The following is a 25532-nucleotide window of genomic DNA, read 5'->3' as shown; positions in this document are numbered from 1 at the left end:
GGCCACCCGCGTCCGGAATTTGTTAATCGCTTGCATCCATTCTCAACCAAAGAGGATTGAGAAATGCGCTTTCGACTGCCGGAACGGCGGCATCTGGCTTCGGCCATCCACGACCAGCGGCGCGCGGCCATCGACACGATCGCGATCGTGGGCGGCCTGCTGCTGGTGTTCGGCGTGGCCCAGGCCTTCGATGCTCACGCCTTGCTTCTAAACATCGATCACAGGCTCGACGGTTACTCGGACTCGCTGTTCGATGAGATCGTCCTGGCTGTCCTGCTCGGTTTCGTCGGCCTCATCCTGTTCGGCGTGCGGCGTCTTCAGGAGATGCGCCGCGAGATCAGGGCGCGCCAGCATGCCGAGGACAGGGCCCAGCACCTTGCCTTGGCCGACGCGCTGACCGGCCTTCCCAACCGGCGCCAGTTCGGCAATCGGCTCCTGGCATCGCTTGGCGGCAACGCCGGCAGCTTCGCGCTGATGATGATCGACCTCGACCGCTTCAAGCCGGTCAACGACGTTTTCGGCCATGGCGTCGGCGACAAGGTGCTGATCGCGTTCGCCCGGCGCGCCTCGGCGATCGTCGGCACCGGTGCCATGCTCGCCCGCTTCGGCGGCGACGAATTCGCGCTGTTCCTCCCGGCTGCCGACACGGAGGAGCCGGCGCGCGTCGCACGCAGGTTGCTCGCGCTGTTCGAGCGGCCGTTCGACATCGACGACGTACAGGTGACGCTCGGCGCCTCGATCGGCATCTCGATGGCGCCGCAGGATGCAACGGACCCGGAAGAGCTGTTGCGGCGCGCCGACATTGCCCTTTACCGGGCAAAGGTGAACGGCCGCGGCAATTTCTGTTTCTTCGAACCCGACATGGACGCCCAGGTGCAAAAGCGCGCCAGGATCGAACGCGATCTGCGCAAGGCGATCGCCGACGGCACGGTGCGGCCGCACTATCAGCCGATCGTCGACCTGAAGTCGGGCCTGATCATCGGTTTCGAGGCGCTGGCGCGCTGGGATCATCCGGAATTCGGACAGCTGGAGCCGGAGCAGTTCATCGGCATCGCCGAGGATGGCGGGCTGATCATCCCGCTGTCGGCCCATCTGCTGCGCATCGCCGCGCGCGATGCCACCCAATGGCCCGTCGACGCCAAGCTCTGTTTCAACATATCGCGCGTGCAGCTCGCCGATCCGCTGATGGTGCCGCGCATCCTGCAGATTCTCGGCGAAACCGGCCTCAGCCCGACGCGGCTCGAGGTCGAGATCAGCGAGCAGGTGCTGGTGGGCGACATCGTTGCGGCGAAGGAGGCGTTCGCGGCTTTCCGCACGGCGGGCGTGCGCATCGCGCTCGACGATTTCGGGACCGGCAATTCCAGCCTCCAGCATCTGCGCGCCTGCAACTTCGACCGCCTGAAGATCGACCGTTCGTTCGTCATGTCGATGGCCGGGTCCGAGGAGGCGACATCGCTGGTCAACGCCATTCTCGGCCTGTCCAAGGCGCTCGGCCTGCCGGTCACGGCCGAAGGCATCGAAAGCGAAGCGCTGATCGAGCAGCTCTACGAGGGCGGCTGCTCCGAGGGACAAGGCTTCCGCTTCAGCGAAGCCGTGCCACAGGAACAGGCGATACGGCTGCTTGGCCAAAGCGCGGTCGCCCGGGCATCGGCCTGAACCGGGTCACGGCCTGAGGCATTGTCCAAACGAGGTCAGATGCGCGGCGAAGCGTCGTCCGTCGCCTGCACCGGCTTGATGCAATCCACCGCCTCGAGCATCAGCGACGACACCTTGGCCGCCGGGAAAATGTCGACGAGGCTTGCCATGGCTTCCAGATCGAAGACGATGTCGACAGGCGGGTCACTGTCCAGCGACGCGGCGGAACGACCGAGCACTTCGCGACGGGCCCTGATCGCCGAAGCGGCGCGGCGCAGCAGCCTGCCGCGCTCGAATTTTGTCAGCCCGTCGATCTCGCCGGAAGCCCGGGTCAGTTCCGAGATGAGATGGTCCGTCGATCGAAGCCACATGCGCATGATCCCCCTGCGCATCTGTTAGCGCCTGGCGCGTGATTCTCCCAAGACCGTCAACCGGCCTCGCACAGGAATATGCGTGACAGGAGCGCCGGCTGGCGCCGCCAGATCATCTGGGCAGGCGCCATTCGGGACATCGACCCTCTGGAAAGCTCGGACGCGGCCGGCGGGCACACGGGAGCGCTTGGATCCGCTGCTTTCCCCCGATCGCGTAACCATCGTGCCGTCGCGGCGGGCGCGTTTACGGTCTGGCCCGTTCCAACGGAACGAAAGACCGCCGTGCACGTTGGCTCGAATAGGAATGCATCATGACCGACGCAGCGCTGAACGGCGCTGGAGGAGGTTCGCACTCCAGGGAGTCTCAGATGAGCACCACCACGCTTCTTGTCATCATCATTGTCATTCTTCTGCTCGGCGGCGGCTGGTTCGGCCGTGGACGCTGGTACTAAGTCACGCATTCAAGTTCGCACCGGTCACCGCGCGCCGCAGGTCGTGATGTTCCAGGCCGTGCTCTATTCCATGGCCAGGCAGGCTGGTGCCCACCTTGATATAACGCACCGCGCTTGATCCCGTCACGGGCGATAACCGCTGAGGACGGTCGAGAGCACACTGTCGCGACCTCTTTCCGCGCGTCCGATGCGGAGAAGAATATCGGTGGACAGGCCCGGAGAGGCAAGCACTGAAACGCAAGCCGTTGCGTGACTTCGATCCTGACCTGCCTCTATAGATTGGCTCCCTGCTGTACCCCGGAGCCTCCGCATGCCCGCTTCCCTCATCGCCGAACTTCGCGCCGCTTGCCCCAGCGCCATCGTCTGGGACAAGGCCGAGCTTGCAAGCCGCGATCCCGGCTTCGACGCCCGCAATTTCGGCGCTTCGGCTCTGGTTCGGCCGAGGGATACGGAGGGGGTCGCGGCGCTGGTGAGGTTCTGCGCGGCGCATGGGTTGAGCCTCGTCGCGCAGGGCGGACGCACCGGACTTGCCGGCGGCGCGGCGACGGTCGAGGGCGAGGTGATCTGCGACCTCGGCGCCTTGAACCAGATCGAGGAGATCGACCCGTTCGCGCGCACCGCCATCGTCCAGGCCGGCACGCCCTTGTCCGTGCTGCAGGAGGCGGCGGCCGGGCATGGCCTTGATCCCGGCATCGACCTCGCCGCGCGCGGCAGCGCCACGATCGGCGGCATGGTTTCCACCAATGCCGGCGGCATCATGGCCTTCCGCAACGGCACGATGCGCCACCGCGTGCTGGGCCTCGAGGCCGTGCTGCCCGACGGGCGGATATTCTCCGACCTCACCCGCGTGCTGAAAACCAGCGCCGGCTACGACCTGAAACATCTGTTCATCGGCGCCGAGGGCACGCTGGGCATCGTCACTCGCGTTGCGATCCGGCTCGAGCCCGTTCCGGGCGCCAGCGCCACGGCTCTTGTCGGCGTGCCCGACGCGGCGAGCGCGCAGCGCATCGTCCGCCATTTCCTGTCCTCGACATCAGCCAAGCTCACCGCCGCCGAGATCCTGTGGCAGCGCTTCGCCGCCGCCATGCGGCGCGCGCTCGGCTACCCTACCGGCCAGCTGCCATTGGACGCGCCTTGCCTGCTGGTGCTCGGGCTCGGCGCCGACAGCGTCGAGGCCGCGCAATCGGCGCTTGAGGAAGGGCTGGCCGCGATCTGGGAAGAAGCCGGCATCATCGACGGGCTGGTCGCCACCTCGCAGGCCCAGGCCGAGGCGATCTGGAGGCTGCGCGAGGAAACCGGCGAAATCGAACGCATGCACCATTTGCCGCCCTCCTTCGACGTCTCGGTGCCCGGCGGCGCCCTCGACGCCTATGTCGAGCGCATCGAGGCCGGGCTGAAGACGATCGACGCTGATTACGCGCCCTACGTCTTCGGCCATCTCGCCGACGGCAATCTGCACATCTCGATCAACACCGACGGCCCGCTTCCGCACGCGCTGCACGAAGCGATCGAGGACGTGCTCTATGAGGGCCTGAACGAAGCCGGCGGCTCGTTCTCGGCCGAGCACGGCGTCGGCCTCGAAAAGCGCGAAGCCTATGAGCGCCACGCCGACCCGGTGAAGCAGGCGCTGGCAAGGTCGATCAAGGAAATGCTCGACCCCGGCAATATGATGAACCCCGGCAAGATTATCGCGGTGGATTAAGGAAAAGCCGCGCCAGCTTGGCCAAGGCATGGCAGCCGCCTCTTTCTCCCCGTTTACGGGGAGAAATGCCCGGCAGGGCAATGAGGGGCAGCGCTGGCCTTTGCGAAGGGATTGGCTTCCTTGCAGAACCGGCCATCCCGTCAGTGCCGCTTGAAATACTGCACCTCGCGCTCGTGCTTCTCAGCCGCTTCGCGGGTGTCGAATGTGCCGAGGTTGCGGCGCTTGCCGGTCGTTTCGTCCTTCTTGCGCGAATAGAGGCGGTATTTTCCGTCTTTCAGCTTCCTGATCATCGGTCTCTCCTTGCGCGAAAGAAAAAGGGCCGGACCGTGGACGGCCGGCCCCTCTCCGCCTTCAGTCGCGATGTCTTCAGTCGCGATGTTCGGGCATGGCCTTGAGCTGGTCCTTGGTCCAGGCGGTGACGGCGTGGACATCGCCATCCTCGTCGCGCATGAAATCCAGTTCCCGCGCCCCGACGGCCACGGGCTTCGCGCCGATGCCCAGGAAGCCGCCGACATCAATGACGATCTGGCTGCCGTGGACATGATCGACGGAACCGATCTTCTCGTCATCGGGCCCGTAAATGGTGGCGCCGTCGAGCGTGTCCGAGTTCAATTCGGCATCGGTCAGCCGGACGTGATTGCTATGGTCCATGAGTGCATCTCCTTGGGTTGGGACATCAGCAACTTGGGAGATGGCGAAGGGTTCCCGAGCATTTCTGACGAAGGCTAGCCCTCTTTTTTGACAAGGGCTTATCCGGTTCGGCCGGACCTGCAACCAGATGGGCCCGCAACGGGCGGGCGTAGAAAGGGAGCGACACGGCAGCCTGCAGACCGACAAGCAGCCTCCGGCAGAGGACGACCATCCCTACTGCCTACTGCCTAGCTCCGCCGCTTCGCCTTGAGCCCCCGCGCCGCATGCTCGATCGCCGCGCGGTCGCTGCCCAGCCTGTCGATCAGTTCCAGCGCCTGTTCGTCCGATATGCCGGTGCGCGCCGCAAGTTCCTCCACCGTCAGCACATCGGCGCTGGCGATCTCGCGGGTCTCCGGCAACGCATCATCCGCCGTCAGCGGCAAGGCCGACTCCCTGTCGATCTCCGCCCGCGCCTGATGCCAGTGCCGCTCGGGATCGCCATGAACCCCGCCTTCGCGTTCCCAGATCTCATACGCGCGCTGCTGGATTTTCTCGTGCCGTTCGTCGCCCATGGTCGGTTCTTCCGGTTGCGTGCTGGATGAACGCCGCGTGGAGAGGAACGATCCGGAACTTCTGCGTGATCGTGGGGTGGGGTTGGCAACGCGATGGTGACTGCAACCGAGTGCCTACTGAGGAGTCGCCAACGAAGGCCGCACCGTGCCTCCGCGTACCATGCCTGAGATCTATTGAAAGTGCGACCAGCAGAGCGCCAATTCGCAAACTAATTATCAGCACGGCCTCATACTGATATCAGCGCAGGCCACTGAAAATAATCATGTATTACCAAGTACGCAATACTTGCTGTAACAAAAACGCCATCTCCAACGTGAAATGCAGATCCGATTCCTTCGTCGCCGTTTTTTTCACGACGATTGATGCCATGCAGCACCCGTATCGGAGGTATTGTTGCCTAATTCTATCATTGTTTTCACTTGCCATCAGCACCTCCCGCTACCTACGAATTTTCCTAAATTGGATCTGCAAAAAAGCGTGACAGTAAGAGCTATGTAAATAGACACTTCAAGAACGTAAATTCCACGCTTCCACCTACTCCCTCAGCCCCCTAATACCTCTTGACGCGACCATCACGTTCGAGTTTCCAATCGTCGCTCCTGCTAGCCGTCGCTGCGTCCCGGGGAGGTCTGGCTGTCGCGAACTGCGTGGACCGGTGGCCTTCATATCGAAGTTTGTAGATGTTCCGTTGAGCACGAAAAGCGTTTCTTTGTTCAAAGGAGGACTCAATGACACAGAACCCCTATTTGAAACCAAATCGGCTCCCCGATGTAATAGCTGCCATCACGTCACTGGGTACGTACAAATTCTACAAACTCAATGCCGAAGGCTGGGCAGACAGAATTTCGGGGCGCCAAAAGTCAGCGGAGCACTGGACTACAGTATTTAACGAGCATCCTGAATTTTTCCGCAAGGCAGCAGAGCACGACAAATTCTCTTTAGTTCTGCGCAGGCAATTTCCTCGCAATTTCGACGTCGACGCGGAGGCGGAAGTAAGCCCTGATCATCAGTTAACTGGAGATGCATACGATAAGATTAGCCGCAGGCCACTATCACCTGCGGAGCTTACCGCGCTCATTAATGTGTCGGTCAATCTGCATCAAGCCGCGTTAGGCGAAGACACTTCGCGCAAATGGTGGATCCCCTTGGCTTCCGCAGCGTTGAGTTTCGTAGGGGCGATCATCGGCGTATTGATCAGTCGGCTTGGATCATAGGCCTCCAGCCCCAGCGTGATTACGGCCGCCTAGCTACACATGTCGCCTGCTCGCTATTGGCTACTAACCTGCCACATCTCATCGTAGCAGCACAACAAGGTCAAACAAGCACCTTCACCCCTCCGCCTAGCCATACACCGCCGGCAGCGCATTCACCACCAACCCATCCAGCGACATCCTCCCGGCCCCCGCGATCGCCAGCACGAACATGCCGCCGGCGATCGCCAGGTCCTTTTCGAAATGCAGCAATTCGTTCTGGCTTGCGAAGTTGGTGTGGAAGAGGGTTGCGGTGGCCAGGCAGAACAGGCCGAGGCCGACGGCGCCGAGGCGGGTCAGCAGGCCGAGGCCGATGGAGAGCCCCGCCCCGAGTTGCAGCGCGATGGTTGCCACGAACAGCGGCAGGCCGACGCCCTGCGCGGCCATGGCCTTGGCGGCGGCGTCGAAATGGGTGGTGAGCGTCACGCCTTCATGCAGGAACAGCAGCGAAAGCAGCAGGCGTCCGGCCAGCAGGGCGATGTCCTTGACATGGAGCCTGTTGGCGAGGGTTTGCAGTTTTGTGGTGAGTTCGGTCGGTGTCATGGTCAGGCTCCAATCTTTTGAAACAGGCAGGCGCCGCGCGTCCAGGCGGGACGTGGAAAATGGCTGACGCCAAGAGGCGGATAGTCGAAAGGGCCGGAGCCGGCGCAATGGCGGACGATGCCGGCTCCGGCAAGGGGCGCCAGCCATGCGCGCCCGAAGCTGTGGTGCATTAAAGGTGGGGTTGTGCCATTCCCCCCGCTCCGTCTTGGCTTCGCCGAGCCACCCTGCCGGGGCTAGCCACTGGTCTCGCCCGTCCTTCGGCCCCCCGCTTTGCGGAGGGAGAGGAAAGGCGCCGCGCGTCTGCCTTACTTCGTGACCTTGGTGTCGATGGCCTTCCGCAGGTCTTCGAGTTCCTCGCAGCCGGCGGGGCAGAGTTTTTGCAGCGATGCCAGCTGCTCGTTGGCCTTGGGCATGTCGCCGGTCTCGACATAGAGCTCGCCCAGATATTCGCGGGCGGCCTTGTGGTCGGGCTTCAGCTCCAGCGCCTTGTTGTAGTAGGTCAGCGCGGTCTTGTAGTCGCCGGTCTTGCGCAGCGTGAAGCCGAGCAGATTGTAGACGTCGGCCTGCTGGTTGTCCTGCGCCAGGTCGCGCAACTGGGCCAGCGCGCCCTGATAGTCCTTGGCGTCGATCTTGGCCTTCACGGCGGTGAGATCGGGCGCGTCGTCGCCCTCTATGTCGTCGACGGCATAGGCCGGCATGACGGTGACGACGGGAACCACGGTCAGCACGGCAATTGCGCCGAGCAGGCCGAACAGGGCATGTCTGCTGAAATGGGAATGTCTCATTGTCTTTCTCGCTTGGGTTGGAGTTACCGGTTCAAATCTGAACGGGAGAGAAGCCGTAGGCGTTGCCGTCCTTGACGAAGGTGCCGGTGCCCGGGAACGGGAAGTGCGAACCGGAAATACGGATGTTGTCCGCAATCACCCGGTCGATGATCCTGTGGCGCGTGGCGATGGCCGTCGGCCCGTCCTGGTCGTAGCTGCCCTGCCATTCCGGATGCGGCGCCAGCAGCGCGGGCACGTACATGGTGTCGGCCGAGATCATGATCTGCTCCTTGCCGGAGTTGGCCAGGTACACCGAATGTCCCGGCGTGTGGCCGGGCGCGGCGATGATCTGGATGCCCGGCGCCACCTCGGCCCCGTCATCGACCAGCTTCCAGTTCTTCCACTTGGGAAAGTTTTCGGCGATGCGCTTGCCCGCCGGCTTGCGGCCCTCGGGCAGCTTGGCCAGCCGGCTGGGATCGGTCCACCAATTGTATTCGGTGGCGTTGACGATCAGCTCGGCATTGGGGAACACCGGCGCACTGGTGCCCTTTTCCATCAGGCCCCAGACATGGTCGGGGTGGAAATGCGAGATCATGATGGTGTCGATCGCCTTGTAGTCGATGCCGGCGGCAGCCATGTTGGCCGGCAGGTGCGTGGCGTTGGTCTGCCACTGGCCGACGCCCGAGCCGGCATCCATCATGATCAGCCGCCCGTTCATCCTGAGCACCACGACGGTGAGCGGAATGGGCATGAAATCGGTCGTCAGGCCCGCCTTGGCCAGCGCCGCCTTGGTTTCGTCCACCGAGGCGTTGGCGATGAAGGCGGGATCGTGCGGCTTGCGCCAGATGCCGTCATAGATGGCGGTGATCTCGATATCGCCGACCTTGTATTTGTAGAAGCCGACGGTGGGTTCAACCGGCGTCTGCGCGAAGACGGGACGGGTGAATTCCAGCGTGCCGGCCAGGCCGAAGGCGGCAGCGGCGGCGGCGGAACCCAGCAATGTGCGACGTGTCATGCTGAACATGGTGATCTCCTGTGTGAATGGGTGGCGAGGGGTGACGGAGGGCCACGCCACATGGCCCTCCGTCCTGATGCGGACCGGGTCGGGGCCTTGAGGAGCAGCCCCGAACCGTGAATTCAGTTGCCCGGCACAGGCGGGCCGACGAATCCGTCCTCATCAGTCTGCGGAGCGGTCTGGCTGGGGCCGGTCGTCACCTTGGTGTCGACCTTCTTCTGGTGCGCCGTGTAGGGGATCGAGGCGGTGGCGGCGCCGTCGACAGCGGCAAGCGGCTGATAGGAATTGTTGCCGCCATGGTCACTGCCGGCAAAGGCAGCGCTGGAGGCAAGCAGCATTGCAGCCACGCTGAGAGCGAGCTTGGTCATGTCCATAAGTCCTTGTTTCGGTTTCGGGGTGCGGGCCGGAACAATGGCCTCGCTACAGAGCAAGACCCGGGAGGGCGCGGGTTTATTCCCGGATGGCGTCAGATTTTTTTGGAGGGGGGAATCAGGGGATGGCGGGCGCAATGGACGGCCGCGCCCAGGACAATCGCTTTAATCGCCAAAGTCGGCGCCGCCCCTCATCGCCCTGCCGGGCACTTGTCCCCGTATAGTGACGGGGAGAAGGTACTTGGCCGCGGCCTCGGCGCCTATCTTGCAATGCTGACAATTGGCGAAATCGGCGAAGAGCGTCTTTCTCCCCGTTCCACGGGGAGAAATGTCCGGCAGGACAATGAGGGGCAGCGCCAACGCCGGAAAAAGCGTTTCCTACGGCTCAACGACCTCAGTATACGCCCTCACCTCGCCGTCCAGCCCGCGTATGCGCCAGTCCTCCCCGTCCCGGCCCTCGACATAACAAGGCCCGAGCGGCACCTTGCCGCCACCTTCCGGCAGGTCGAGCACATAGACGGGGTTGCAGATGCCCGACAGGCGCGCGCGCAGCGCGGCGGCCAGCGCCTGGCCGTGCGCAATCGTGGTGCGCCTGTGCGCCATGCCGCGCGCCAGGTCGCCATGGTGCAGGTAGTAGGGCTTGACGCCCAGCCGGTACATCAGCTCGCGGCAAAGCTCCTCCAGCACCTCGACCGTGTCGTTGACGCCTTTCAGGAGGACGCTCTGGTTCAGCAGCACGAAACCGCCTTGCCGCAACGCGCGGCAGGCGGTTTCGGTGGCGTCGGTGATCTCGCGCGCATGGTTGAAATGGGTGACGACGGTGACCATCAGCCGGCCCTGCAGGGCAGATATCAGCCCGGCTGTGACTCGCGAGGGCAGCGCCACCGGCACGCGCGTGTGGATGCGCAGCAGCCGCACATGGGCGATGGCCTCGATGCGGGCGCGGATTTCGGCCAGCGCCTTGTCGGGCAGCGACAGCGGATCGCCGCCGGTCAGGATCACCTCGCGGATTTCCGTGTGCTCGGCGATGTAGGCAAGCGCCGGCTCCAGCGCTTCGCGCGAATAGCCACGGCCGATCGAGGTCAGTGACTCCTTGCGGAAGCAGAACCGGCAATAGACGGCGCATTGATAGGTCGGGAACAGCAGCACCCGGTCGGCATGGCGATGCGTCAGCCGCGGCACCGGGCTGAAGCCGTTGTCTGCGATGGGATCGTCGAGCTCGCCCTCCTGCTCGACCAGCTCCTGCGGCTGCGGGATGACTTGAAGCCGGATGGGATCGGCGGGGTCGTTCCAGTCGATCAGGTCAAGGTAGGCTTTTGGAGCGCGGACCTTGTGGTTCGCGGAGGCCTCTTGTGCTGCCGCGCGCTCGGCTGGCGACAGCGGCAGGTGGTCGAGATCGCCGGCATGGCGCACGCCGGCGCGGACATCGGCCTGCCAGGCGGCGTCGGCGTCCGGGGCGGGCGCGGCGTCGGGCGCGTGAAGAAGGTTGGCGTTTGAAGTCATCGGGTTTCTCGGAGGGTGCGCAGGTTTGCGCGGACCTATCGGGCGGAAGGCGTGCGGGGTCAACCACCTGCTTGCCGCGGGATCGTCACCCGTCTCGTTCCTTCACACGCGACAGAGCGCCAACCTGTGTGAAAGGCCCCACCGACTTTCGCCGCATCGACCCCGGCGGCGATTTCGGGCATCTAATAACGGACAGCGTTCCATGGGGAGATGGACCGCCGCCAGGGAGGACTGCCATGACCAAGACACCAGCGCGCCTGCCGCGCTATGACGATGCGGTGCGGCACTTTCGCATCGAGGACGAAATCGCCCGGCTTCAGGGAAATCCCGCGACCGGCATCAACGCCTGCATCGAATGCTGCGATCGCCATACCGGGAAGAACCGGCTGGCGCTGCGCGCGATTTCCGCTGACGGCCAGCTGCGCGAATTCACCTTCGACCAGCTCAGCGAGATGTCGGCGCGGGTCGGCAACATGTTGAAGGCCGCCGGCGTCGGCCCCGGCGATGTCGTCGCCGGCATGCTGCCGCGCATTCCCGAACTGGTGGCTGTCATCCTGGGCGCCTGGCGCATTGGCGCGGTCTACCAGCCGCTGTTTACCGCCTTCGGCCCGAAGGCCATCGACCACCGGCTGAAGACCAGCGGCGCCAGGCTCGTCGTCACCAACACCGCCAATCGCGGCAAGCTCGACGAGGTGGAGGATTGCCCCCGCGTCGCCACCATCCTTGCTGCGGGCGAAGCCTTGCCGGCCGGCGACATCGATTTCCGCGCCGCCTTCGCCGCCGCCTCGCCCGATTGCGAGCCGGTCATGCGCAAGGGCGACGACCTGTTCATGATGATGTCGACCTCGGGCACCACCGGGTTCCCGAAGGGCGTGCCGGTGCCGCTCAGCGCGCTGCTGGCCTTTGGCGCCTATATGCGCGATGCCATCGGGCTGCGGCCCGACGACGTCTTCTGGAACATCGCCGATCCCGGCTGGGCCTACGGCCTCTACTACGCCATCACCGGCCCCCTGCTGCTCGGCATCGCCACGACGCTATACGAGGGCGCCTTCACCGCCAGGAGCACCTACGACATCATCGAACGCCTCGGCGTCACCAGCCTTGCCGGGTCGCCCACCGCCTTCCGCCTGCTGCTGGCCGAAGGGCCGAAGGCGGCGGCCGCCGTCAAGGGACGGCTGCGCGTGGTGAGCAGCGCCGGCGAACCGCTCAATCCGGAAGTGATCCGTTGGTTCGATGCCCATCTCGCCGCCCCCATCCACGACCACTACGGCCAGACCGAGAACGGCATGATGGTCAACAACCATCACGGCCTGTCGCACAAGGTGCGCGCGGGCTCCGCCGGCTATGCCATGCCCGGCTACCGCATCGTCGTGCTGGATGAAGCAGGCCGCGAGCTTGGCCCCAACCAGCCCGGCATCCTCGCCGTCGACATCGCCAACTCGCCGCTGCGCTGGTTCGGCGGCTATCACCGGTCGGAAACGCCCGCGATTTCAGGCGGCTATTACCGCACCGGCGACACCGTCGAGTTCGAGCCGGACGGCTCGATCTCCTTCATCGGCCGCGCCGATGACGTCATCACCTCGTCGGGCTACCGCATCGGCCCGTTCGACGTCGAAAGCGCGCTGATCGAGCATCCGGCTGTCAACGAGGCCGCGGTCGTCGGCGTGCCGGATCCGCGGCGCACCGAGATCGTCAAGGCCTTCGTGGTGCTGGCGGCGTCCCATCAAGCCAGCGAGGCGCTCGCCGAGGAACTGGCCCAGCATGTGAAAAAGCGGCTCTCGGCACACGCCTATCCGCGCGAAATCGATTTCGTCAAGGAATTGCCGAAGACGCCGAGCGGCAAGATCCAGCGGTTCCTGCTGCGCAAGGCCGAGGTGGAGAAGCGGACGCGGACCTGAGCCAGGCGGGGGGACACAGGCAGCGCCGAAGTCCCGACCACGGCCGGCTCGGGCTGGATCAGTGCGGCGCGGCGCCGGACCGATATAGCTGCCGCCAGGCCGAGCCGACGCGACCATCGAACCGCGATGCGAAATCGTGGGCGGCGACGTCTTCCAGGCCGTCATCGACCAGCGCCTCGATGCTTCGGCGCATCAAGGCGAGTTGCATTTCCCGGGCGTGTTCGAAATCCGCCTCGCTCATGATCGCCATGACGTGGTAGGCGACAACCGGCTGGCCCAGGCACGATAGCAGGGCATTCGCCTCGGCCGTCACTGCCGTCACTGCTTCTTCGATCTTCATTCCGGCGCTCCTCATCAAAAATGATGCTGACGCCTCCCCGTTCGGCGACGGTGTTCCGCCGCTTCTGTTTTTGGAATTCTGCCTGTCGTGCACGGACAAAACCGGCGCGCCAGTTCAACGATTGCTCTATTGTTTCAGGCCCCTGGGAGAACCCCGTTGACAAAAATCAGTATCCTGCAAATTTGAATCAAAGGCGACAGGATAGTTAATTGATGGTTAATGCGGCACGCTCGCACGGCCGCCGCCGCACAATAGCCAAGAAGCCAAGCGATGTGCTGCCGAAACGGGAGGGTTACATCATGCGGTTGGTCTGGACGCTCATCTTCGCGCTGGCGAGCGGCGCTGCTTTCGCGGCCTCGCCGGAGGACGACTACATCGCCGCGCGCGACAAGGCGATTGCGGCCATCGCCGCCCTCAACAACGACAACGCGCCGGTGGAAACGCTCGATGCGGCCGACGCCAAGGCCAGGGCCGACCTCGAATCTCGTCTGTCCACCCTGCTCGGCCCCCTGACGGTCGCGGATTTTCCGCCGACCGGCACCATCAACCTGGAAAGCCTGAGCGACGCCGATGTCGGATACGGCATGCTCGACGGGCTGCGATACGCCAAGAGCGACGATGGTCCGAGCCTCGTCGCAACAACGCGGGGACTGCTCGATCGCTGGCTCCAGTCCAGGGCAGCGGATACCGATACGGGGCTCAGACTGCCCACCGGCATCGATGAGGCGCTGAAGCTCGATGCCTTCTACACACAGGCGATCACCAGCGACGCCGCCTTCTCGGGAACGCTCGACTTCCCGCTGAAGAAGCCCGAGGGCGCCGACATCGCTATTGCGCGGCTCGGCGGCTGGACGCAGGATGTCGGTCCGATCTACGAGCAGCAGGTCGTGGTCACGCTCGTCAAGGGCGACAAGGTCATGATCGCCACGGCGCCCGCGAACCCCGCCGTTCCCAGGATCGACGCCTGTGACATGTTGTGGACCTCGGCCAACGACGCCGCCCAGAAGCTGGCCGCCCAGGCTTCCGAGCAGAACGACGAAAAGGCGTATGACACCGCCAATGCCGCCTGGGAAAAAGGTGACGGCGACTATCGCGCCTGCATGGCCCAGCGCCTGCCGGGCGACCCCGCCTTCCCCGCGCTTGTCGCCCAGGCGCAGCAGCTTGCCGATAACATGGCCGGCAAATAGGCCTCTCGGCGGCGAAGGATTTCAACCTACCGGGAGCATGCGGCCGACCGAAAAGAACCGAGCGACAGCGCCCCTCGGCGCTGCCGCTAGCGGAACCACTATTCGAACTCTTGTCGCTTGCTGAAAGCTGTGTTGCGCGCTATCGGCTGCAACGCAAGCATTCCGGGCTGCCGCGGGTGTCTAGGGGCCAGGACGATCTGGCCGTTCCAAAGGGTAGTTACATTGCGATTGTTCAGACCTTTGGTACGCACGCTCAACAGCAACCCGCTGGTCCTGCGCGTAAAATACGTCCGTGACGTCGTCCGGAGAAACTATTTCCGTTCGAGGGCCTCGGCCGAGGGAGCGGCTTTCGCCGATGCCTTGAAACAGACCGGCTCGACGCGGTTCTGTTTCGTGGTCGCCTTCAACACGCCATGGGTCATCGATGCGATGACAAAAGCCTGGTCGATGTACTCCAGGAACATGACGCTCGTGGTCATCGACAATTCATCGAACGCCGCCGCGCGCGACGCCATCGGCCGCATCTGCGTCGCCAGGGGGATAAAGTATTTCGCCCTCCACAAGAACCCGGAGCGTCACCCTTCCCGGTCCCATGGCGTGGCGCTCAACTGGATCTTCCATCATGTGATCAGCCGGCTGGAGCCAGACCTGTTTGGCCTCCTCGATCACGACTGCATTCCGATCGCACCTCTGGACATTCCAAGTCAGCTTACCGACAAGATCGGCTACGGCGTGAAACGCGATGCCACCACCAATTATCTGTTCACAGCGGGCCCGAATGAGCCCGGATGGTATTTCTGGCCCGGATTCTGCTTTCTGAAATTCTCGGCCGTGCGTGGTCTCGACCTTGATTTCACCCCGCGCATGGAGTGGGGAATGGACACCGGCGGCGGAAATTGGCCGCTGCTTTATTCCCACCTGAAGCTGGACGATATCGCGATCGCGTATGAAACGGTCGTCACCGTCCACGCCGAAGGCACGGAAGGAAGCCACCAACTGGTCGATGGAAAGCTGTTTCACGTCCTGGGCGCGGCCGACAAGAAGTCCACCGTAAACAATGACGGCTACGGCAAGCGCCTGTCGACCTATATCTGGAACACCCATCTCGGCGGCGTCGAGGGGCGGATCGTCAACGATTTTTGAACCTGGATCGGGTCATCGTTTCCCGACGGCGCGGAATTGCTGCATCTTGTGCCGTCACGCGTTTCCGGACGGAAAATCGCACCGCACTTTTCCCGGAATGATCTAGCTCCGCAGCCCCGGCGCTTCCTGCCCGGTGCGTTCGACATACTCCGTATAGCCGCCGCCATAGGTGTGGATGCCCTCGGGCGTCAGTTCCAGCACGCGGTTGGAAAGTTTCGCCAGGAAGTGGCGGTCGTGCGAGACGAACAGCATCGTGCCTTCATACTGCGACAGGGCGTCGATCAGCATTTCCTTGGTGGCGATGTCCAGATGGTTGGTCGGCTCGTCCAGCACCAGAAGGTTGGGCGGATCGAACAGCATCAGCGCCATCACCAGTCGCGCCTTTTCGCCGCCTGAAAGCACGCGGCATTTCTTGTCGATCTCGTCGCCCGAAAAGCCGAAGCAGCCGGCGAGCGCCCTGAGCGGCGCCTGCCCCGATTGCGGGAACGCGTCTTCCAGCGTCTGGAACACCGTGCGCTCGCCGTCCAGAAGGTCCATGGCGTGCTGGGCGAAATAGCCCATCTTCACGCTCGGGCCGCGCGCCACCGTGCCGTCGTCGGGTTCGGAAGCGCCGGCCACCAGTTTCAGCAGCGTCGATTTGCCGGCGCCGTTGACACCCATGATGCACCAGCGCTCGCGCCGGCGGACCTGGAAATCCAGCCCGTCATAGATGGTGCGGCTGCCATAGCGCTTGTGGATGTTCTTCAGCGTCACCACGTCCTCGCCTGAGCGCGGCGCCGGCTGGAACTCGAAATTCACGACCTGGCGGCGCTTGGGCGGCTCCACCTTGTCGATCTTGTCCAGCTTCTTCACCCGGCTCTGCACCTGTGCCGCATGCGAGGCGCGTGCCTTGAAGCGCTCGATGAAGGCGATCTCCTTGGCCAGCATCGCCTGCTGGCGGTCAAACTGCGCCTGCTGCTGCTTGTCCGCGATGGCGCGCTGCTGCTGGTAGAATTCGTAATTGCCCGAATAGGCGGTGAGCGAACCGGCGTCGATCTCGACGATCTTGTTGACGATGCGGTTCATGAACTCGCGGTCGTGCGAGGTCATCAGCAGCGCGCCGTCATAGTTCTTGAGGAAGGATTCCAGCCAGATCAGGCTTTCGAGGTCCAGATGGTTGCTCGGTTCGTCGAGCAGCAGGGCATCGGGGCGCATCAAGAGGATGCGTGCCAGCGCCACGCGCATCTTCCAGCCGCCCGAGAGTTTGCCGACATCGCCGTCCATCATCTCCTGGGAGAAGCCGAGACCATCCAGCACCTCGCGGGCGCGGCCATCCAGCGCGTAGCCGTCGAGTTCCTCGAAGCGATGCTGCGCCTCGCCGTATTTCTCGATGATCTCGTCCATCTCGTCGGCGCGGTCGGGGTCGCCCATGGCGGCCTCCAGCTCGCTCATCTCCCGGATCAGCTCGCTCACCGGCCCGGCGCCGTCCATGGTTTCGGCGACCGCGCTGCGGCCACCCATCTCGCCGACATCCTGACTGAAATAGCCGATGGTCACGCCGCGATCGACCTGCACCTGGCCCTCGTCGGGCAGTTCCTGCCCGGTGATCATGCGAAACAGCGTGGTCTTGCCCGCGCCGTTGGGGCCGACGAGACCAACCTTCTCGCCTTTCTGCAAGGCAGCCGAGGCTTCGATAAAGACGATCTGCCGGCCGTTCTGCTTGCCGATGCTTTCGAGACGAATCATGGATTTTCCGGGGAGATCTGGAAATTGAAGGAGATTTTCCCCGGGCCCTTACGACATCGGCGGCGCCGGTGGAAGCGCGCAAATTGTCCACGCGTGAAGACTTGCCTCGGGAGCAAGCATGTCGCATCGGGCGCTATCGCGCCGTATGACCGATCACCGTGCGGCTTCCGGCAAGCCAGGCTCCGTGGTTGCATCGAGACTGGAGCGGTCCGCTCCGCCGATTTCCCCGACCAGCCTCAGATACTCGGCCTCCGGCTGGCCATAGCCATCGGCCATCGCCTTGAGCCCGTCGCGGTCCCTGACCAGGATTTCGCCACGCCGGGCGCGGATGAGCCCGCGCCCTTCAAGCAGCTGGAGCGCCAAGGTGACGCCCGGCCGCCTGACACCCAGCATGATGGACAGGAACTCGTGGGTCATCGAAAAATGGCTTCCTACGACCCGGTCGTCGCACATCAGCAGCCACCTCGCCAGGCGGTCTTCCAGTTTCAGCCGGGCATTGGTCAGCGCCGTGTAGCTGGTCTGGATGTGCAGGCAATGAACATAGCGTAGCAGGAACAGGCGCAGCGTCGGGCTCGCCACCAGCACTTCGCCGAACCGACCCGCGTCGATGCGCAAGGCATGCCCGGCCAGCTGGACGCGGCAGTCATGCGTGGCATGCTCCACGCCCATGACCAGCGGCGAGCCGGTCATGCCCTCGAAGCCGATGAAACCAACTTCGGCATCGCCGTGCTTCAATGTCCGGGCAATCACCGAACCGAGACCATCCTCGAGAAAGTACACCACGTCGATCCGCGCCCCCGCCGCCTCCAGCGTCGCTTTCGCATCGAGCGGGCAGTGCTGGAGGAATGGCTGAAGGCGAGCCAGGTCGTCGGCGCTCATTCGGCGCAGAAGTTCGTTTCTGTGCGGGGCTTGTTGGGGCTCGGCCATGCCGGCATTGGCCCAGCAATATCGCCCCGCGTCTTTGCGCAAGATCAAAAAGATCGCGCTTTGGGAACGCTAATCGCGTTGCCGAAGGTCTGGACCAGACCTGGTATGGCGGCGCCCGGCCACAGCCGCCCGGGATACGGACTGCTGACATGTCGGAACCTGATCAGCCTCGGGAACTTGTGACTGAGGGCAGCGAACCAAGAACGACGACCCGAGAACAAAACAAGGAAGAACAAGCCATGGCCAAGTCTCCAAGCCGGAATGCCGGCAACCAAGCCATCATCCATGACCAGAAACTGGTTCGGGGCGAAGGCGGCGAACTGCACCAGCATGCCGGTGGCGCCACCCCTGTGCTGACGACCGCGCAGGGCGGGCCGGTCGCCGATGATCAGAATTCGCTGAAGATCGGCGCACGCGGCCCGACGGTTCTGGAGGACTTCCATTTCCGCGAAAAGATCTTCCATTTCGACCACGAGCGTATTCCCGAGCGCGTCGTGCATGCGCGCGGCTATGGCGCGCACGGCTATTTCGAAACCTATGAGTCCCTCGCCAAATACACGCGCGCGGACATCTTCCAGCGCGCCGGCGAAAAGACGCCGGCCTTCGTCCGCTTCTCCACAGTGGCCGGCAACAAGGGCTCGGCGGACCTGGCGCGCGACGTGCGGGGGTTTGCCGTCAAGCTCTACACGAAGGAAGGCAACTGGGACATCGTCGGCAACAACATGCCGGTGTTCTTCATCCAGGACGCGATAAAATTCCCCGACCTCATCCATTCCGTGAAGGAAGAGCCCGATCGCGGCTTTCCCCAAGCGCAATCGGCGCATGACAATTTCTGGGATTTCATCTCGCTGACGCCCGAGAGCATGCACATGATCATGTGGGTCATGTCCGACCGGGCCATCCCGCGCTCGCTGCGTTTCATGGAAGGGTTCGGCGTCCACACGTTCCGCATGGTCAACGCCAAGGACGAATCCACCTTCGTGAAGTTCCACTGGAAGCCCAAGCTCGGCATGCAGTCCGTGGCCTGGAACGAGGCGGTGAAGATCAACGGCGCCGATCCGGACTTCCATCGCCGCGACCTGTGGGACTCGATCCAGGCCGGCAATTTCCCCGAATGGGAGCTGCAGATTCAGCTGTTCGACCAGGCCTTCGCCGACAGCTTCGATTTCGACGTTCTCGATGCCACCAAGCTGATCCCCGAGGAAATCCTGAAGCCGGTGCCGGTCGGCCGCCTCGTGCTCGACCGCATGCCCGACAATGTCTTCGCCGAGACCGAGCAGGTCGCGTTCATGACCCAGAACGTGCCGCCCGGCATCGATTTCTCCAACGACCCGCTGCTGCAGGGCCGCAATTTCTCCTACCTCGACACGCAGATAAAGCGGCTGGGCGGGCCCAACTTCACGCATATCCCGATCAACGCGCCAAAATGCCCGTTCCACAATTTCCAGCAGGACGGCCACATGGCCATGCGCAATCCGGTCGGCCGCGTGAACTACCAGCCGAATTCCTTCGGCGAAGGCCCAAGGGAATCGCCGCAGCGCGGTTTCCGCTCGTTCGCCGAGGAAGAGCAAGGACCAAAGCAGCGCATCCGCGCGGAAAGCTTTGCCGATCACTACAGCCAGGCGCGGCAGTTCTACATCAGCCAGACGCCGCCGGAGCAAGGCCATATCGCCGATGCGCTGACCTTCGAGTTGAGCAAGGTGCAGACCCCGGTCATCCGCGAGCGGATGGTGTCTCACCTCCTCAACATCGACGATGGCCTGGCAGCCAAGGTCGGCGACGGCCTCGGGCTGAAGGCGATGCCGAAGCCCGCCGACGCGGCCATCGCCACGCGGCGGGACTTGGCCGAAGCGCCGTCGCTCAGCATACTGGCGAAAGGGCCGGACCGCTTCGAGGGCCGCAAGCTCGGCATCCTGGTGACGGACGGCACCGACGCGGCGCTGCTCAAGGCGTTGACCGGCGCGCTGGCAAAGGCCGGCGCCAGTTTCGAGATCATCGCCCCGAAGGTCGGCGGCGCCAAGGCCAGCGACGGCAGCCTGATCGAGGCGCAGCAGATGATCGGCGGCGGCCCTTCCGTGCTTTACGATGCCGTCGCCTTGCTGCCTGCGGCAGGCGCGATGGCCGCATTGGTCAAGGAAGCGACGGCGCGCGACTTCGTGGCTGACGCCTTCGCCCATTGCAAGTTCATCGGCTATGTCGATGCGGCGATGCCGCTTCTGGAAAAGGCTGGCATCGCCGGCATGCTCGACGATGGCTTCGCTCACCTCGCCGGCCCCAAGGACGTTTCGAACTTCCTGACGCTGCTTGGCGCGCTGCGTTTCTGGGGGCGTGAGCCGAAGGTGAAAATGTAGGGCTAAAGCATCCCCGGGAAAGCGTGGAGCGCTTTCCCGGGGAATTGCGCGGAACTAAGGGATAGAGCGCGGCGGCGTTTGCGGGAAACGGTAAACCGCTCTCTAACGCATCAATCCAGCCGCGCGCAGGGCATCCTCGATGACCTTGGTGATACCTGCGGATGAACCGCGAGCCGCGGGCGCCGGCTCGTGCGCCGGCTCGACCCGTACCGCACGTGGCTTTTCCTCCGGCTTATAGGTTCGCACCGCCGTGCCGGACGCGGGTGCGGCCGAGGCGGTGTCCGTTTTCGCCTGGCGGCGTGCGCCAGCCGCGGCGATGCCCCAGAACCGGGCGATATGGCGTGTGGAAGATATCCCCGCATCCAGCATGAACGGGCCTGCATGGCCCAGGCCGTCATCGCCATTCGTCTTCAATGGCGTGCCATGGCCCATGCCGGCAATGGCATACCTCTCGACGAGTTCGCGGCCATCGCCGTCGCACCAGACCTGACGTTTCTGTCCATCGACGGTTTCCACGCGCGTCGGGCTGGCGCCAAGCCCATGCACCCCTTGCCATTGAGCGAGGATTGCCTCCGCGTTGGACGGCACGACGGTGGTGTCGGCCGAGCCCTGCCAGAGCGAAATCCTCGGCCAGGGGCCCTTGTGCGGCGAGGCCTCGCGCAAGTGCTTCTGCAGTTCGGCCTTGGACGGACCGCCATGGCCACGCATGCGGTCGAAGGCCTCGGGGATCGTCGAGGCGCTGCCATGAGCCAGGCCCGCAATGATGGCGCCGCCGGCGAACACGTCCGGATAGGCGGCCAGCATTGCCGCCGCCATGGCGCCGCCCGCCGACAGGCCGGTGATGTAGATGCGATTGCGGTCGAGGCCATGGGCGACGACCAGCGCTTCGATCATCTGGCGAATGGAAAGCGCTTCGCCGCTGTCGCGGCTGGTGTCGCCGGGCACGAACCAGTTGAAGCAGAGATTGGCATTGTTGGCGCGTTGCTGCTCGGGAAACAGAACCGCGAACCCCTCCTGCTCCGCGAGCTGTGACCATCCGGAACCATGATCGTAAGCCGCGGCGCTCTGGGTGCAGCCATGCAGCACGACGACGAGCGCTCTATTCTCGGGCATGTTCACGGGGATATAGGCGCGTGCCCGCAAGGCGCCGGGATTGGAGCCGTATCCGGTCACATCCGACAATCGATCCGCATAGTCGTCGTGCGAAGTGCCTTGCCGGCCGCGCATGGCGCTCAGGCGAGCGATCGTGTCTGAGATGTTTCGCAACTCGATATCCTTGGCCGCCGGATTGGCGGATGTCCGCGCACAACGCACACGCAGCAATATCGTTGCTGCACTGCACAATAACAAGCGGCAACGTATCCGGCGCGGCGCTTTCCCTTGCAGGCCAGCTATTTCGAGTCGTGGAAAATAATCCCCACCGTATGCCGCATCCCCGACCGCAGGCGGCTTACACCGTGCCTGAGATTCACGCGGTAATTGCCCTTCGTGCCCTGCACAGGGCGGTTGTGCACGGCAAAGACCACCGCGTCGCCTTGCCTGAGGGGCACCACTTCGACGCGGCTCTGCATGCGCGGGCGTTGTTCGGTCAGGCAGAACTCGCCGCCGGTGAAATCCTCGCCGGGCTCCGACAGCAGGATCGCCACCTGCAGCGGAAAGGCGAGATCGCCATAGAGGTCCTGGTGCAGGCAGTTGAAGTCGCCGGGCACGTATTGCAGCAAAAGCGGCGTCGGCCGTGTCTGGCCCTGGTCGTGGCACTGCTTCAGGAACACGGCGTGCTCGGACGGGTAGAGCTGGGCCTGTCCCATGCGCTTATTCCATTCGTTGGCGACCGTCGCCAGCCTCGGATAGAGCGCGCCGCGCAGGCTGGCGATCAGGTCGGGCAGCGGATAGCGGAAATAGCGGTACTCGCCCTTGCCGAAGCCGTGGCGGGCCATGTGGATATGGCTGCGGAAATGGCTCTCGTCGGGGTAGAGGCCGGCGATCCGCCGGCACTCGTCCGGCGACAGGAGTTTCTCCATCACCGCGCAGCCATGGCCGCTCAATTCGTCGCCCAGCGCCGCCCAGTCATATCGAGCGACGCGAGCCTCCGTCAGCCGGGCGGCGGCGTCTGTCGAACGTATGGTCATGGCCTTGATCTCCAGCGGTTTTCCTCCTTGAGCGTCGTCGAAACGGCGCCGGCAAGCCACCCGTTTCCTGCGTGGTTGCCGGAGAGGCCGACACCGACGCCGGCCGCTTTGTTTCCAAATTTTTCCGGAGAAAACCGACGCCTCCCTTGCCGATGTCGGGACACATTCCATTTGACTGGACACATCGCGCGAACCGATGCCTATTTCGCACGCCGGGGATGCGGACAAGCAAGGAGCAACCCATGATTGCGCTGAACGTGAACGGCCAGGATCGCAACGTCGATGTTCCCGACGATATGCCCCTGCTCTGGGTCTTGCGCGACGTCATCGGCCTGACCGGCACGAAGTTCGGATGCGGCATCGCCCAGTGCGGCGCCTGCACGGTGCAGCTCGACGGGCAGCCCGTCCGCTCCTGCGTCCTGCCTGTCGCCTCGGTGGGGGCGCGGCACGTCACCACCGTCGAGGCGATCGGCGCCACGCAATCGGGCAAGAAAGTGCAGCAGGCCTGGCTCGATCTCGAGGTCATCCAGTGCGGCTATTGCCAGTCCGGCCAGATCATGTCCGCCTCGGCGTTGCTGGAACGAAACCCCAACCCGAGCGACAGCGACATCGACGCGGCCATGTCCGGCAATATCTGCCGATGCGGCACCTACACGCGCATCCGGGCGGCGATAAAACAGGCCGCCAAGGCCTGAAGGACGGGAGACAGCCAGCATGAGCAAGCCATTCTTCTCCCCGAAAACAAGCCCCTCACCGAAATCAGGCGCCACGCGCCGGACCTTCCTGCAGGGCGGCGGCCTTGTGCTGGGCTTCGCCATGCTCGGCGCCGGCATCAGGCCGGTGCTTGCCGCGACCGACCCTGTCGAGGGCGACGTTTCCGCCGCCTTCGCGCCCGATGCCTTCATCCGCATCGATACAGACGGCAAGATCACCTTCATCCTGCCCAACATCGAGATGGGACAGGGCACGCATACCGGCGAGGCCACGCTGATCGCAGAGGAGCTGGAAGTCGGCCTCGACCAGGTGAGCGTCGTCGACGCGCCGCCCAACGACAAGCTCTATGCCACCGCCGCCCTTGGCGGCCAGGCGACGGGTGGCTCCACGTCGATGCGCGCCACCTGGGAATCGCTGCGCAAGGCCGGCGCCACGGCGCGCATGATGCTGGTTGCGGCGGCGGCCGCGCAATGGTCGGTTCCGGTGTCGGAATGCGTGGCCAAACTGGGTGTTGTCACGCACCAGCCGACCGGCAGGCAGCTTGCCTATGGCGCGCTTGCCGACGCGGCGGGCAAGCAGCCGGTGCCGAGCGACGTCAAGCTCAAGGATCCCAAGGATTTCGAACTGATCGGCAAGTCGCTGCGCCGGGTCGACACATCAGGCAAGGTCAACGGCGCGGTGGTTTATGGCATCGACGTGCGCGTGCCCGGCATGAAGGTAGCGACCGTATCCGCCTCCCCGGTCCTTGGCGGGACGCTGGGGGATGTCGACGAGAAAGCCGCGCGCGCCATTCCGGGCGTACGCGACATCGTGCGGCTGCCCAATGCGGTGGCCGTCATCGGCGATCATTTCTGGGCGGTGAAGAAGGGGCTGGCGGCACTCGACATCACCTGGAACGACGGCGCCAACGCCAAACTCGGCAGCGCCGATATCATGGCCGCATTGAAAGCCGCGTCCGAGCACAAGGCGCCGATCATGGCGCGCAAGGAAGGCGATGTCGAAGGCAAGCTGAAATCGGCATCGAAGACAGTCGAGGCAGCCTACGAACTGCCGTTCCTCGCCCATGCGCCGATGGAGCCGATCAACTGCGTCGTGCATGTGCGCGCCGACGAATGCGAGATCTGGGTCGGCACGCAGGTGCCGACCCAGGCGCAGGCCGGCGCGGCACAGGTCACCGGCTTTCCGCCAGACAAGATCATCGTCCACAATCATCTGATCGGTGGCGGCTTCGGCCGCCGGCTGGTGGCTGAATCAGTGGCGCAGGCCGTGGCGATCGCCAAGCAGGTCAGCTATCCCGTCAAGGTGATCTGGACCCGCGAGGAGGACATCCAGCACGACCTCTACCGGCCCGCCTATTACGACCGCATCTCCGCCGGGCTCGGCCCGGACGGCCTGCCGACGGTCTGGATCGACCATGTCGCCGGCGGCTCGGTGCTGGGCAACTACATTCCCGGCGGCTGGCCGGAAGACAAGCTCGACGACGACGCCGTCGAGGGCGCGGTCAAGCCGCCCTACGACCTGCCGGTCATCCAGGTCGACTGGGTGCGCCAGGATCCGCCGGTGCCGATCACCTGGTGGCGCGGCGTCGGCTCCACGCACAATGTCTTCGTCGTCGAAAGCTTCATGGACGAACTCGCCCACGCGGCGGGCAAGGACCCCGTCGAGTATCGGCGGGCGCTGACGAAGAACCAGCCGCGCGCGGCCGGCGTGCTGGAACTGGTGGCCGAGAAATCAGGCTGGGGCACGCCCATGCCGGCCGGCTCGGGACGCGGCATCGCCCTGCACGATGCCTTCGGCAGCTACATGGCGGCGGTTCTGGAAATCTCGGTGGCGCCCACCGGCGAGATCACGCTGCACCGGGCGGTGGTGGCGGTGGATTGCGGCATCGCCATCAATCCCAACACCGTCGAGGCGCAGATCGAGGGCGGGCTGATCTTCGGCCTGTCGGCGGCGCTCTACAGCGGCATAACCTTCACCGATGGCCGTGTCGACCAGAGCAATTTTCACGACTACCGCATCCTGCGCAACAACGAGGCGCCGAAGATCGAGGTCTATCACGTCAAGAGCCTGGAATCGCCGGGCGGCATCGGCGAGACGGCGACGGTCTCGGCGGCTCCCGCGCTCGCCAATGCGATCTTCGCCGCGACGGGAAAGCGCCTGCGCGGCCTGCCCTTCGACCGCAACCAGCTTAAGAGCGACGGCGCCGACAAGACCAGCGTGTCGATGATGCCGCCGCTCGGCGTGCCCGTGCTGGCGGCACTGGCGGTGCGCGACGAGCCCGATGACTCAAAGCCCGAGGCGGCGTAACG

The 25532-nt window shown here is 64.3% G+C and carries 24 protein-coding genes; 10 read left to right on the top strand and 14 right to left on the bottom strand.

Annotation, left to right across the window (positions count from 1 at the left end; all coding sequences use genetic code 11):
• Positions 1-63: 63 nt before the first annotated feature.
• Complete coding sequence (locus ACO07C_RS26895; protein ID WP_421917202.1) at positions 64-1656, top strand: putative bifunctional diguanylate cyclase/phosphodiesterase; 1593 nt, start codon at positions 64-66, stop codon at positions 1654-1656.
• Positions 1657-1691: 35 nt separating this feature from the next.
• On the opposite strand, the gene ACO07C_RS26890 is transcribed toward ACO07C_RS26895, so the two are convergent.
• Entirely contained in the window at positions 1692-2006 is a 315-nt protein-coding gene (locus ACO07C_RS26890; RefSeq protein WP_421917201.1) for a hypothetical protein, read from the bottom strand.
• Positions 2007-2317: 311 nt separating this feature from the next.
• Here ACO07C_RS26890 and ACO07C_RS26885 point away from each other — a divergent pair, with 311 nt between their 5' ends.
• Both ACO07C_RS26885 and ACO07C_RS26880 read left to right on the top strand, forming a co-directional pair.
• Positions 2318-2458 carry a hypothetical protein gene (locus tag ACO07C_RS26885; protein WP_421917200.1) on the top strand — a complete coding sequence of 47 codons (141 nt, stop codon included), beginning with the start codon at positions 2318-2320 and terminating at the stop codon, positions 2456-2458.
• 310 nt (positions 2459-2768) lie between these two features.
• Entirely contained in the window at positions 2769-4160 is a 1392-nt protein-coding gene (locus tag ACO07C_RS26880; RefSeq protein ID WP_421917199.1) for an FAD-binding oxidoreductase, read from the top strand.
• Between the two features lie 140 nt (positions 4161-4300).
• Here the strand turns inward: ACO07C_RS26880 and ACO07C_RS26875 are convergent, their stop codons facing one another.
• The 3 genes from ACO07C_RS26875 to ACO07C_RS26865 all read right to left on the bottom strand — a co-directional run bounded on the left by ACO07C_RS26875 (position 4301) and on the right by ACO07C_RS26865 (position 5362).
• The gene (locus tag ACO07C_RS26875; protein ID WP_135902868.1) at positions 4301-4450 is read right to left on the bottom strand and encodes a hypothetical protein; all 150 of its coding nucleotides are present in this window, start codon (positions 4448-4450) and stop codon (positions 4301-4303) included.
• A gap of 76 nt (positions 4451-4526) precedes the next feature.
• Positions 4527-4811, bottom strand: a complete 285-nt coding sequence (locus ACO07C_RS26870; RefSeq protein WP_421917198.1) for a PRC-barrel domain containing protein — start codon at positions 4809-4811, stop codon at positions 4527-4529.
• A 227-nt stretch (positions 4812-5038) separates the two neighbouring features.
• Positions 5039-5362, bottom strand: coding sequence for a DUF2934 domain-containing protein (locus tag ACO07C_RS26865; protein WP_421917197.1), 324 nt, complete (start codon positions 5360-5362; stop codon positions 5039-5041).
• Between the two features lie 729 nt (positions 5363-6091).
• Here ACO07C_RS26865 and ACO07C_RS26860 point away from each other — a divergent pair.
• A complete protein-coding gene (locus ACO07C_RS26860; protein WP_421917196.1) occupies positions 6092-6577 on the top strand; it encodes a hypothetical protein in 486 nt (161 codons plus the stop codon).
• Between the two features lie 126 nt (positions 6578-6703).
• Here ACO07C_RS26860 and ACO07C_RS26855 read toward each other — a convergent pair whose 3' ends face one another.
• The 5 genes from ACO07C_RS26855 to ACO07C_RS26835 form a co-directional block, all read right to left on the bottom strand.
• Complete coding sequence (locus ACO07C_RS26855) at positions 6704-7156, bottom strand: DoxX family protein (RefSeq protein WP_421917195.1); 453 nt, start codon at positions 7154-7156, stop codon at positions 6704-6706.
• A 305-nt stretch (positions 7157-7461) separates the two neighbouring features.
• Positions 7462-7941, bottom strand: a complete 480-nt coding sequence (locus ACO07C_RS26850) for a tetratricopeptide repeat protein (protein ID WP_421917194.1) — start codon at positions 7939-7941, stop codon at positions 7462-7464.
• Positions 7942-7972: 31 nt separating this feature from the next.
• A complete protein-coding gene (locus ACO07C_RS26845; RefSeq protein ID WP_421917193.1) occupies positions 7973-8944 on the bottom strand; it encodes an MBL fold metallo-hydrolase in 972 nt (323 codons plus the stop codon).
• A gap of 113 nt (positions 8945-9057) precedes the next feature.
• On the bottom strand, positions 9058-9303 hold the full coding sequence (locus ACO07C_RS26840; RefSeq protein WP_421917192.1) for a hypothetical protein: 246 nt from the start codon (positions 9301-9303) through the stop codon (positions 9058-9060).
• A 381-nt stretch (positions 9304-9684) separates the two neighbouring features.
• Entirely contained in the window at positions 9685-10809 is a 1125-nt protein-coding gene (locus ACO07C_RS26835) for a KamA family radical SAM protein (protein WP_421917191.1), read from the bottom strand.
• A gap of 236 nt (positions 10810-11045) precedes the next feature.
• Between ACO07C_RS26835 and ACO07C_RS26830 the strand changes: the two genes are divergently transcribed.
• The gene (locus ACO07C_RS26830; RefSeq protein WP_421917190.1) at positions 11046-12707 is read left to right on the top strand and encodes an acyl-CoA synthetase; all 1662 of its coding nucleotides are present in this window, start codon (positions 11046-11048) and stop codon (positions 12705-12707) included.
• A 58-nt stretch (positions 12708-12765) separates the two neighbouring features.
• On the opposite strand, the gene ACO07C_RS26825 is transcribed toward ACO07C_RS26830, so the two are convergent.
• Positions 12766-13047 carry a hypothetical protein gene (locus ACO07C_RS26825; protein ID WP_421917189.1) on the bottom strand — a complete coding sequence of 94 codons (282 nt, stop codon included), beginning with the start codon at positions 13045-13047 and terminating at the stop codon, positions 12766-12768.
• A gap of 212 nt (positions 13048-13259) precedes the next feature.
• On the opposite strand from ACO07C_RS26825, the gene ACO07C_RS26820 reads away from it, so the two are divergent.
• Positions 13260-14234, top strand: a complete 975-nt coding sequence (locus tag ACO07C_RS26820) for a hypothetical protein (protein WP_421917187.1) — start codon at positions 13260-13262, stop codon at positions 14232-14234.
• 222 nt (positions 14235-14456) lie between these two features.
• Positions 14457-15377, top strand: a complete 921-nt coding sequence (locus ACO07C_RS26815) for a hypothetical protein (RefSeq protein ID WP_421917186.1) — start codon at positions 14457-14459, stop codon at positions 15375-15377.
• Positions 15378-15479: 102 nt separating this feature from the next.
• Here ACO07C_RS26815 and ACO07C_RS26810 read toward each other — a convergent pair whose 3' ends face one another.
• A complete protein-coding gene (locus ACO07C_RS26810; protein WP_421917185.1) occupies positions 15480-17102 on the bottom strand; it encodes an ABC-F family ATP-binding cassette domain-containing protein in 1623 nt (540 codons plus the stop codon).
• A gap of 153 nt (positions 17103-17255) precedes the next feature.
• Entirely contained in the window at positions 17256-18029 is a 774-nt protein-coding gene (locus ACO07C_RS26805; RefSeq protein ID WP_421917184.1) for a Crp/Fnr family transcriptional regulator, read from the bottom strand.
• A gap of 239 nt (positions 18030-18268) precedes the next feature.
• On the opposite strand from ACO07C_RS26805, the gene ACO07C_RS26800 reads away from it, so the two are divergent.
• The gene (locus tag ACO07C_RS26800; RefSeq protein ID WP_421917183.1) at positions 18269-20380 is read left to right on the top strand and encodes a catalase; all 2112 of its coding nucleotides are present in this window, start codon (positions 18269-18271) and stop codon (positions 20378-20380) included.
• 102 nt (positions 20381-20482) lie between these two features.
• Here the strand turns inward: ACO07C_RS26800 and ACO07C_RS26795 are convergent, their stop codons facing one another.
• Positions 20483-21646, bottom strand: coding sequence for an alpha/beta hydrolase family esterase (locus tag ACO07C_RS26795; protein WP_421917182.1), 1164 nt, complete (start codon positions 21644-21646; stop codon positions 20483-20485).
• A 125-nt stretch (positions 21647-21771) separates the two neighbouring features.
• Entirely contained in the window at positions 21772-22509 is a 738-nt protein-coding gene (locus ACO07C_RS26790; protein ID WP_421917181.1) for a 2OG-Fe(II) oxygenase, read from the bottom strand.
• A 242-nt stretch (positions 22510-22751) separates the two neighbouring features.
• Here ACO07C_RS26790 and ACO07C_RS26785 point away from each other — a divergent pair, with 242 nt between their 5' ends.
• Both ACO07C_RS26785 and ACO07C_RS26780 read left to right on the top strand, forming a co-directional pair.
• Positions 22752-23204, top strand: coding sequence for a (2Fe-2S)-binding protein (locus ACO07C_RS26785; RefSeq protein WP_421917180.1), 453 nt, complete (start codon positions 22752-22754; stop codon positions 23202-23204).
• A 19-nt stretch (positions 23205-23223) separates the two neighbouring features.
• Entirely contained in the window at positions 23224-25530 is a 2307-nt protein-coding gene (locus tag ACO07C_RS26780; RefSeq protein ID WP_421917179.1) for a molybdopterin cofactor-binding domain-containing protein, read from the top strand.
• The last annotated feature ends 2 nt before the right edge of the window (positions 25531-25532 follow it).

The organism is Mesorhizobium sp., from assembly GCF_965229135.1.
Lineage (GTDB): Bacteria > Pseudomonadota > Alphaproteobacteria > Rhizobiales > Rhizobiaceae > Mesorhizobium.
Note: the sequence above shows the minus strand (reverse complement) of the source record. Positions and strands in the feature narration are given on the sequence as shown.